At 67.4% G+C, this 8,336-nt stretch carries 8 protein-coding genes; 6 read left to right on the top strand and 2 right to left on the bottom strand.

Going from position 1 to position 8,336, the window contains the following annotated elements; genetic code table 11:
* The 3 genes from VHB27_RS01545 to VHB27_RS01535 form a co-directional block, all read left to right on the top strand.
* Nucleotides 1-935, top strand: a 935-nt coding sequence (locus VHB27_RS01545) for a TolC family protein (protein WP_325597008.1), incomplete at its 5' end; no start/stop codon positions are given.
* Nucleotides 936-1,009: 74 nt separating this feature from the next.
* Entirely contained in the window at nt 1,010-1,534 is a 525-nt protein-coding gene (locus VHB27_RS01540) for a DUF2497 domain-containing protein (protein WP_325597006.1), read from the top strand.
* 48 nt (nt 1,535-1,582) lie between these two features.
* Nucleotides 1,583-4,282, top strand: a complete 2,700-nt coding sequence (locus tag VHB27_RS01535) for a valine--tRNA ligase (RefSeq protein WP_325597004.1) — start codon at nt 1,583-1,585, stop codon at nt 4,280-4,282.
* 281 nt (nt 4,283-4,563) lie between these two features.
* On the opposite strand, the gene VHB27_RS01530 is transcribed toward VHB27_RS01535, so the two are convergent.
* Complete coding sequence (locus VHB27_RS01530) at nt 4,564-4,839, bottom strand: hypothetical protein (protein ID WP_325597002.1); 276 nt, start codon at nt 4,837-4,839, stop codon at nt 4,564-4,566.
* 30 nt (nt 4,840-4,869) lie between these two features.
* Complete coding sequence (locus tag VHB27_RS01525; RefSeq protein ID WP_325597000.1) at nt 4,870-5,259, bottom strand: VOC family protein; 390 nt, start codon at nt 5,257-5,259, stop codon at nt 4,870-4,872.
* 673 nt (nt 5,260-5,932) lie between these two features.
* On the opposite strand from VHB27_RS01525, the gene rho reads away from it, so the two are divergent.
* The 3 genes from rho (at nt 5,933) to VHB27_RS01510 (ending at nt 8,050) form a co-directional block, all read left to right on the top strand.
* Nucleotides 5,933-7,207 (top strand): transcription termination factor Rho, encoded by a 1,275-nt coding sequence (gene rho / locus VHB27_RS01520; RefSeq protein WP_325596998.1) that lies wholly within the window; start codon nt 5,933-5,935, stop codon nt 7,205-7,207.
* A 171-nt stretch (nt 7,208-7,378) separates the two neighbouring features.
* The gene (locus tag VHB27_RS01515) at nt 7,379-7,645 is read left to right on the top strand and encodes a hypothetical protein (protein ID WP_325596996.1); all 267 of its coding nucleotides are present in this window, start codon (nt 7,379-7,381) and stop codon (nt 7,643-7,645) included.
* A gap of 3 nt (nt 7,646-7,648) precedes the next feature.
* The gene (locus VHB27_RS01510; RefSeq protein ID WP_325596994.1) at nt 7,649-8,050 is read left to right on the top strand and encodes a hypothetical protein; all 402 of its coding nucleotides are present in this window, start codon (nt 7,649-7,651) and stop codon (nt 8,048-8,050) included.
* Nucleotides 8,051-8,336: the final 286 nt, after the last annotated feature.

The raw sequence follows: 8,336 nt of genomic DNA, 5'->3' as shown, positions 1-8,336 counted from the left end.
AGCTTTTGGCCCTGCAGATCAACAACGAGCAGGTGCTGGCCAAGCAGCTCCAGGCGACCAACGACCGCTTCCGCGTGGGTGAGATCACCCGCACCGACGTCGCCCAGGCCGAGGCCGCGCTGGAAGGCGCACGCGCGACGCGGGAGACGGCGGAAGGCAACCTTGCCACTGCCCGCGCCACCTTCGTGCAGGTGATCGGCTATTATCCCCCGGACGACCTGGTGGAGCCGCAGCCCCTGGTCCTGCCGATCAAGTCCGAACAGGCCGCGTCGCAGCTCGCCTCGGTCAACAATCCGAGCGTCATCAACGCGCTGTTCAACGATGCGGCGGCGAAGGACGCGGTCGATGCGGCGTTCGGCGCGCTGCTGCCGCAGGTCAGCCTGCAGGGCCAGGCCTTCCAGCAGAACAACGCCGCCGCCCGCAGCACGACCGCCAACGGGTACGAGGTGCTGGCGCAGGTCTCGGTGCCGCTCTACCAGGGCGGGTCCGAATATTCCGCCGTCCGCCAGGCCCGCCAGACGGAGCAGCAGAGCCACCGGCTGATCGAGGACGCCCGCCGCACCGCCATCCAGAACGCGGTCAATGCCTGGGACACGCTGACCGCGGCGAAGGCCTCGGCCGACAGCACCCGAGCGGCGATCCAGGCGAACGAGGTGGCGCTGGAAGGCGTGGAGCGGGAGGCGATCGTCGGCAGCCGCACCACGCTCGACGTGCTGAACGCGCAGCAGGCGCTGCTGAACTCCCGCGTGACGCTGGTGCAGAACCTGGCCCAGGTCATCACCGCCTCCTACCAGGTGGCGGCGGCGATCGGGCGGCTGACCGCGCGCGACCTGCACCTGCCGGTGCCTTTGTATGACGAGACGGCCTATTACAACGCGGTCAAGGACCGTTGGGCCGGTCTCGGCGACTACGCGACCGATCAGCCGAACCGCTGAAGCACGAGGATGGTTACAGACTGATGGCCTCTCCACCGCCCGCACCCCCTCATTCCCCACAAGCGGATCCTTCCATGGAGGAGATCCTCGCCTCCATCCGCCGCATCCTCAACGAGGAGCCGGCAGCCGACGACGCGGCGGCACCGGCGGCGGATCCGGACGACGGCGTGCTGGTGCTGGACAAGTCGATGATGCTGGACCCATCGGGTGAACCCCAAGCCGGCCCGGCCGAGGGGCAGGAGGCCGTTCCGCAAGGCTCGCCGCAGGGCGACCTTGAGGACATGGCGCAGACCGAGCCGGCGGATGACGCCGCACCGGCCGACCCGTCCCCTGCTGTCGACGCACCTGTGCCCGGCGCCCCCGACCTGGTGGCCCCCGAGGCCGCGGCCGCCGCGGCCACCGCAATGGGCACGCTGATGCGCACCCTGGCGGCGGACCGCCGGCCCAAGGTCTGGGCGGAAGGCCCGACGCTGGAGGACATGGTCCGCGCCACCCTGCGCCCGCTGCTGAAGGAATGGCTGGACACCAACCTGCCCCCGATCGTGGAGCGTCTGGTGCGCGCCGAAATCGAAAGGGTCGTCGGCCGCGTCATTCCCTGATAAACCGCGCCTCCTTCGCATACGCGAAGTGATGTGCGGGAGTGTGTGATGACGCTGGACAGCCGGTTCGCGCCGGCCGAGGTTGAGCCTCGGCTCTACGAGGAATGGGAAAGCGCGGGGAAATTCGCCTGCGACCCGGACTCGAACGCGCAGCCCTTCACCATCATGATCCCGCCGCCGAACGTAACCGGCAGCCTGCACATGGGTCATGCGCTGACCTTCACCATCCAGGACACGCTGGTCCGCTACCGGCGCATGCAGGGCCGCGACGCGCTGTGGCAGCCGGGCACCGACCATGCCGGCATCGCCACGCAGATGGTGGTGGAGCGCCTGCTGGCGACCGAAGGCAAGGACCGCCGGACCATGGGCCGCGACGCGTTCCTGGAGCGGGTCTGGCAGTGGAAGGCGGAATCCGGCGGGGCCATCACCCGCCAGTTGCGCCGCCTCGGCGCCTCCCTGGACTGGCCGCGCGAGCGGTTCACCATGGATGCCGGCCTGTCGGTCGCGGTCCGGGAGACGTTCGTCAGCCTCTACCGCGACGGGCTGATCTACCGCGACCGCCGGCTGGTGAACTGGGACCCGAAGCTGCTGACCGCGATCTCGGACCTGGAGGTCGAGAATCGGGAGGTCAAAGGCCATCTCTGGCACATCCGCTACCCGATCGAGGGGGAGCCGGGCGCGTCCATCATCGTCGCCACCACCCGCCCGGAGACGATGCTGGGCGACACGGCCGTCGCGGTACACCCGGACCATCCGGTGCTGGCGAAGTTCATCGGCAAGCGGGCGATCCTGCCGCTGGTCGGCCGCTCCATCCCGATTGTCGGCGACGACTACGCGGACCCCGAGAAAGGCACCGGCGCGGTGAAGATCACCCCCGCGCACGACTTCAACGATTTCGAGGTCGGACGGCGGCACGACCTGCCCATGCCCTCGGTCCTGGACAAGCAGGCCAACGTCACGCTGGCGGAGATCGAGGACGTGCTTGCGTCCATCCCCGGCGTCGCCGATCCCGCCTTCGTCCGCACCCTGGCCGGCCAGTCCCGGTTCGCCGCCCGCTCCGCCATCGTGGCGGAGCTGGAACGGCTGGAACTGCTGGACAAGGTGGAGCCGCACACGCACCAGGTGCCGCACGGCGATCGCGGCGGCGTGCCGGTCGAGCCGCTGCTGACCACGCAATGGTACTGCAATGCCGGCGAACTGGCGAAGCCGGCGATCGCGGCGGTGGAGAGCGGCAAGACCGTCTTCGTGCCGAAGCAATGGGAAAACACCTTCTTCGCCTGGATGCGCGACATCCAGCCCTGGTGCATCTCCCGCCAGCTTTGGTGGGGCCATCGCATCCCCGCCTGGTACGGCCCCGACGGCCAGTGCTTCGTCGCGCATGACGAGGCCGAGGCGAAAGCGCAGGCCCAGGCGCATTACGGCCGCGCGGAGGCGCTGGCGCAGGACGAGGACGTGCTGGACACCTGGTTCAGCTCCGGCCTCTGGCCGTTCTCCACCCTGGGCTGGCCGGAGAAGACGAAGGAGGTCGCCCGCTACTACCCCGGCGACGTGCTGGTCACCGGGTTCGACATCATCTTCTTCTGGGTCGCGCGCATGATGATGCTGGGCCTGCGGATGATGGGCGACGTGCCGTTCCGCACCGTCTACATCCACGGCTTGGTGCGCGACGAGCAGGGCCGGAAGATGTCGAAGACGACCGGCAACGTCATCGACCCGCTGGCGCTGATCGAGACGTACGGCGCCGACGCGCTCCGCTTCACCATCTGCGCCCTGACCGGCCCCGGCCGCGACGTGAAGCTGGGCGAGACCCGCGTCAACGACTATCGCGGCTTCATCACCAAGCTGTGGAACGCCGCCCGCTTCTGCGAGATGAACGGCGTGGCACCCGACGCGGGCTTCGATCCGGCCTCGGCGAAGCTGCCCCTGGACCGCTGGCTGCTGGACGCCGCCAACACGGCGCTGGCCGAGGCCACGGCGGCACTGGAGGCGTATCGCTTCGACGAGTATGCCGCCGCGGGGTATCGTTTCGTCTGGAACACGTTCTGCGACTGGTTCCTGGAGCTCGCCAAGCCGCTGCTGGCCGAGGGCGCCGATCCGGCCGACGCGGCCGAGGTGCGCGCGACCGCCGCCCATGTCCTGGGCCTGGTGCTGCAGATGCTGCACCCGGCGATCCCGTTCGTGACCGAGGAACTGTGGGACCGTTTCGGCTACGGTCCAGCCGGCAGCCTGATCGGCACGGCCTGGCCCTCCGCATCTCCTGTCGCCGGCGCCGAGGACGCTCGGGTCGAGCTGGACTGGGTGGTGCGATTGATCGGGCTGGTCCGTTCCGTTCGCAACGAGATGAACGTGCCGCCGTCCAAGACCTCGCCGATCCTGCTGCGCGATGCCCCGCCGGCGGCGATGGATCGGGTGGATCGCTGGATGGAGGCGATCCGCCGGATGGCGCGCGCATCCGACGTGCGGGTGCTGTCCGGCGACGTGCCGAAAGGGTCGGCGCAGGCGGTACTGGATGAAACCACCGTGGCGCTGCCGTTGGAGGGCTTGATCGACCTGGCCGCGGAACGGACGCGCCTGGCGCGGGAACGCGACAAGCTGGCAGCCGAGGCGAAGAAGACGGAAGCCAAGCTGGCCAACGCCGACTTCGTCCGCCGCGCGCCGGAGGAGGTCGTTGCCGAAAACCGCGACCGCCTTGCGACCGCCCGTTCGGAAATCGCGCGGCTGCAGGCGGCGTTGGAGCGGCTGGCTTAGGCTGCTCCACGTCGGGGACGGCGCGGCTGTGACCGCCGGTCGTTTCGCACGGAGATGTCCGCTGCGCGGGAGGGCACGGTGGTCACGGAGTCGTTGCTCCTTTGTCCCGGGCTGCGTTCGTCTTTGATGGCATCGATGGTTTTGATGCGCTTCGCGCTTGAAAACCGCCGGCTGTGCTTCGCTGGGGATCGCGGCCTGGTCGTGACCCGCTAAAGCTGGCGCAAGCGAATTGGGCGGCCAGGCCCGCAGCGCCCGGAGCCGTTCGATCGGCCGACCCAAACTCAGCCAATGACCGTCGGCGACAAGCATGGTCCAGCCAAGATCAACAGAAAGAAAGCCGCCAGGCCCTCGAAGATTCGCGAGCCGGCCGCTTCCTGAACTTTGAATCGACGCATGCTCCACGCCGATGCAATCCAACTAAAGCCAAGCATCGCCGGCGCTTCCGGAAGCACCGCCGGGGTTTCGCCGATGCGTGGAGCGACAGCCAGCATCCGCACTGTGCCCAGCACGCAAATACGACGGATGCGCAGGCGAGGGCCGCTCCAACGAACTTCCATGGCCGGTCATGCCAAACGATCGGGGCGGTTTCAGCCGCTCGGATCATGGCACACGGCTTCGATGTTGTTGCCGTCCGGATCCAGAACGAAGGCCGCGTAGTAACTCGCGTGGTAGTGCGGTCTCAGCCCGGGCCTGCCGTTGTCGCGACCACCCGCCGCCAATGCTGCGGCATAAAAATCCTCCACCTGCTTCCTCGTGGAAGCGGTGAACGCGACATGGACGGGACCTGACGGTTTGTTGCCAGATCCGATCCAGAATGACGGCTTTCCGCTCTGACCGAACCCTGCATGCGCGCCCGCACCCGTTTCTTGCCCGCTTACCTCCATCACCACCGTGATATCCAGCGGCTCGAGCGCTTGCGTGTAGAAGTTCCGGATACGGGCGAAATCCGACACGGTCAGGCCAATGTGATCCAGCATTCTGATCTCCCCGGAACAGACCTCGCCACCATCATCATGGTGATGAATGCGCGCATCACCTTGACCGAGGTCAAAGTTTACTGAAATCCAGCCGGAAGCCTGCAATCACTTGGCGAGTTGGGTTTCGACCGCGTCGTCGCCGCGGCTACGGGCCGGCCCGGCTGCCAGCCCGCCGACATGCTGCGCCTCTCGGTGCGAACGGGAGGGGCTCAGATGGCCGCACCGGTCAAGCGAGGCGCCATGAATGCCCTGAGCGTCCCCCCCCTGGACGCTCCCCTTGGGCGCTCCCCCTGGGCGCTCCCCCTGGCGCTCCCTTGGGCGCTCCCCTGGGGCGATCTCCTTGGGACGACCCTGGGCGACGGCATCGCCAAGACGGCTCCGTGGACACCGTGCGTTCCTCAAGCCCGCACAGCGGGCGCCTCCGTGCGCGCCCCGCGACCCGCTCGACCCTGTCCCGGAAAATGCGGTCCTTTGGACACCCAACCCATTGACTTCCCGGGATTCGCTCCCTAATGTCCCCGAACCCTCCTAAAAATCGGTCGCCCGTGCTCCGCGCACCCCATGCGACCGGCCTCTAACTTCCATCCGGCTGCTGACCGCGCGAAACCCCGCGCCCCCTGGCACGAGTCTGTCCCGCGGCCCCCAGCCTTCTCACCCCCAAGGCCCCTCACGCATGCATCTTGCGGAACTGAAGAAGAAGTCACCCGCCGAACTGGTGAACTTCGCCGAATCCCTCCAAGTCGAAAACGCGTCCTCCCTGCGCAAGCAGGACATCATGTTCGCGATCCTGAAGAACCTCGCGGACAACGACCAGGCGATCTACGGCGAGGGCACGCTGGAAATCCTGCCCGACGGGTTCGGCTTCCTGCGCTCCCCGGAAGCGAACTACCTGCCGGGTCCCGACGACATCTATGTCTCCCCCAGCCAGGTCCGCCGCTTCGGCCTGCGCACCGGCGACACCGTGGACGGCCAGATCCGAGCGCCACGGGACGGCGAGCGGTATTTCGCGCTGCTGAAAGTCGACCAGGTGAATTTCGAGGCGCCGGATTCCGTGCGCCATCGCGTCAACTTCGACAACCTGACGCCGCTCTACCCCGAAGAGCGGCTGAAGATGGAGAACGAAACCTTCCAGTCGGTCGCCAAAGGCCCGCAGAAGGATTTCACCCCCCGCGTCATCGACCTGATCACCCCGATCGGCAAGGGCCAGCGCGCGCTGATCGTCGCGCCGCCGCGCACCGGCAAGACGGTGATGCTGCAGAACATGGCCTCCGCCATCGCCGCCAACCACCCGGAAGTCTTCCTGATCGTGCTGCTGATCGACGAGCGGCCCGAGGAAGTCACCGACATGGCCCGCAGCGTGAAGGGCGAGGTCGTGGCCTCCACCTTCGATGAGCCGGCGACGCGCCATGTGCAGGTCACCGAGATGGTGCTGGAGAAAGCCAAGCGCCTGGTCGAGCACAAGCGCGACGTGGTGATCCTGCTGGACTCGATCACCCGCCTGGCGCGCGCCTACAACACCGTGGTGCCGTCATCGGGCAAGGTGCTGACCGGCGGCGTCGACGCCAACGCCCTGCAGCGCCCCAAGCGCTTCTTCGGCGCGGCCCGCAACATCGAGGAAGGCGGCTCGCTGACCATCATCGCCACCGCGCTGATCGACACCGGCAGCCGCATGGACGAAGTGATCTTCGAAGAGTTCAAGGGCACCGGCAACAGCGAGATCATCCTGGACCGCAAGCTGTCCGACAAGCGCACCTTCCCCGCCATCGACATCACCAAGTCCGGCACCCGCAAGGAAGAGTTGCTGGTGGAGCGTGGAACGCTGTCCAAGATGTGGGTGCTGCGCCGCATCCTGAACCCGATGGGCACCACCGATGCGATGGAATTCCTGCTGGACAAGCTGAAATACAGCAAGACCAACAACGATTTCTTCGATGCCATGAACACCTGAGCCTCGGGACGGCCGTTCAGGATCGCTCGCGCAACTGTGCGATCCTGACTGGTTCGTCAAGGAACGCCGAGAGCCTACGTAACGCTTCCACATAGGCCGCCGCCGCACATGCCGCCTTGGATTGGCCTCGAACTGCCCTCTGGCGCGCGGCCCGGATGAAAGGAGCGAACCATGCCTCTTGGACGTGAAGCCCGCGCGAAGCTGGAAGACACCCAGGCCCAGGTCTCGCGCCTGCGCGCGCAGGTCGAGGCGTTGGTGAAGGAGATCGGCCCCTCGGTCTCCCATGTCGCCAACCGGACCGGTTCCGCCTTGTCCGAGGCGACGGGCATCACCCGCGAACAGGCGAAGGCCGCGCTGGGCGAGGTCACGCTGGCCCAGGTCGGCCTGGTCGTCGTCGCGGCAGCGGTCGGCTGGGCGATCGGACGCTTCTCCCGCTGACGCATGCGTATCTACCGCCTTCTGCAGGTCGCCCTGCAAGCCGAAAGCCTGCGCTGGCGGAGTATGGCGAGCCGCATCGTGATGCGGATCATCTTCGCATGCCTGTCGCTGGTGTTCCTGATCGGCGTGCTGACGTTTGCCCACCTCGCCGCCTGGGTCTGGCTGCGCGGCGCGGAGGGTTTCAACGCCTATGCGACGGCGGGGATCCTGGGCGGCGCCGATCTGGCGATCGCGGTGGGATTCCTGCTGCTGGCCTCACGGTCATCGCCCAGCCGGGTAGAGCTTGAAGCGCTGGAGGTCCGCAGGCGCGCGCTGCAGAGCGTCAGCGCGACGTTCAGCCTGGGCCAGATGGCGATCCCGTTGTTCCGGATAATCAACAGCCTGCTGCGCCGGGGACGGGAGTAGGTCCGCCGGGTCCTGGCCCCCGTCGTGGTCGGGCTTGGCCCGACCATCCACGACTTCCTCTCCACCGGGTGATGGGTCAGTTTCGAATATCCGGTTTCGACCCGTGGGGTGCTGCTGGCCGCGGAGCACGCGATCATCAAGGCGGTCATTCGCCTGGTCGAGACTGCCGTCGGGTTGTGCAGGTTGGTCCGTCGGGGCCAGCTTGGTGGGGGGTTGTCGGCGGGATCGGAGTCCCGTGGAAATGGAACCGCAAAGCACGCCGAACACGCAAAGTCCGCCGACTGCT

Source organism: Rhodopila sp. (genome assembly GCF_035548235.1).
Lineage (GTDB): Bacteria > Pseudomonadota > Alphaproteobacteria > Acetobacterales > Acetobacteraceae > Rhodopila.
Note: the sequence above shows the minus strand (reverse complement) of the source record. Positions and strands in the feature narration are given on the sequence as shown.

What these genes read in the sequence shown, in the direction of transcription:
- rho (WP_325596998.1), top strand. Translation starts at nt 5,933, where the DNA reads ATGCATCTTGCGGAACTGAAGAAGAAGTCACCCGCCGAACTGGTGAAC.
- VHB27_RS01515 (WP_325596996.1), top strand. Translation starts at nt 7,379, where the DNA reads ATGCCTCTTGGACGTGAAGCCCGCGCGAAGCTGGAAGACACCCAGGCC.
- VHB27_RS01540 (WP_325597006.1), top strand. Translation starts at nt 1,010, where the DNA reads ATGGAGGAGATCCTCGCCTCCATCCGCCGCATCCTCAACGAGGAGCCG.
- VHB27_RS01510 (WP_325596994.1), top strand. Translation starts at nt 7,649, where the DNA reads ATGCGTATCTACCGCCTTCTGCAGGTCGCCCTGCAAGCCGAAAGCCTG.
- VHB27_RS01535 (WP_325597004.1), top strand. Translation starts at nt 1,583, where the DNA reads ATGACGCTGGACAGCCGGTTCGCGCCGGCCGAGGTTGAGCCTCGGCTC.
- VHB27_RS01525 (WP_325597000.1), bottom strand. Translation starts at nt 5,259, where the DNA reads ATGCTGGATCACATTGGCCTGACCGTGTCGGATTTCGCCCGTATCCGG.
- VHB27_RS01530 (WP_325597002.1), bottom strand. Translation starts at nt 4,839, where the DNA reads ATGGAAGTTCGTTGGAGCGGCCCTCGCCTGCGCATCCGTCGTATTTGC.